The following is a 1,142-nucleotide window of genomic DNA, read 5'->3' as shown; positions in this document are numbered from 1 at the left end:
CTGTTAGCAACTAAAAATAGGGGTTGCGCTCGTTATAGGACTTAACCTGACACCTCACGGCACGAGCTGACGACAACCATGCAGCACCTTGTAAGAAGTCCGAAGAAATAAACATCTCTGTCTAATGCATCCTACATTTAAGCCCTGGTAAGGTTCCTCGCGTATCATCGAATTAAACCACATGCTCCACCGCTTGTGCGGGCCCCCGTCAATTCCTTTGAGTTTCAATCTTGCGACCGTACTCCCCAGGTGGGACACTTATCACTTTCGCTTAGTCACTGAGCTAATGCCCAACAACTAGTGTCCAACGTTTACGGCGTGGACTACCGGGGTATCTAATCCCGTTCGCTCCCCACGCTTTCGTTCATCAGCGTCAGTATATACGTAGTAGACTGCCTTCGCAATCGGTATTCTATGTAATATCTATGCATTTCACCGCTACACTACATATTCTATCTACTTCCATATAACTCAAGACTAACAGTATCAAAGGCAGTTCAACAGTTAAGCTGCTGGATTTCACCTCTGACTAATTAGCCCGCCTACGAACCCTTTAAACCCAATGATTCCGGATAACGCTTGGACCCTCCGTATTACCGCGGCTGCTGGCACGGAGTTAGCCGGTCCTTATTCGTAGAGTACCGTCAAATAAGTATACATACCTACATTTCTTCCTCTATAAAAGAAGTTTACAACCCATAGGGCAGTCATCCTTCACGCGGCATGGCTGGTTCAGAGTTGCCTCCATTGACCAATATTCCTCACTGCTGCCTCCCGTAGGAGTCTGGTCCGTGTCTCAGTACCAGTGTGGGGGATCTCCCTCTCAGGACCCCTATCTATCGACGTCTTGGTAAGCCGTTACCTTACCAACTAACTAATAGAACGCATAGCCATCATAAACCAATAAATCTTTAAATAAAAATCGATGCCGATCCTTATCTCTATGGGGTATTATTCTTCGTTTCCAAAGGGTATTCCCCAGTTTATGGTAGGTTCTATACGCGTTACGCACCCGTGCGCCGGTCGTCAGCTAATTGCAAGCAATTACTGCTACCCCTCGACTTGCATGTGTTAAGCCTGCCGCTAGCGTTCATCCTGAGCCAGGATCAAACTCTTCATCGTTATTTTTTAATAATATTTGA

Annotated in this window: 1 rRNA gene; it reads right to left on the bottom strand. The window is 46.4% G+C overall.

The annotated features are described in order from the left end of the window. A 16S ribosomal RNA gene (locus Q4548_RS16625) occupies positions 1 to 1,122 on the bottom strand; the annotation flags it as partial. Between the last annotated feature and the right edge of the window lie 20 nt (positions 1,123 to 1,142).

Origin of the sequence: Wenyingzhuangia sp. 2_MG-2023, from assembly GCF_030548295.1 — a bacterium.
In the GTDB taxonomy this organism is placed as follows: domain Bacteria; phylum Bacteroidota; class Bacteroidia; order Flavobacteriales; family Flavobacteriaceae; genus Wenyingzhuangia.
This window is presented reverse-complemented; position numbering and strand designations above follow the sequence as displayed.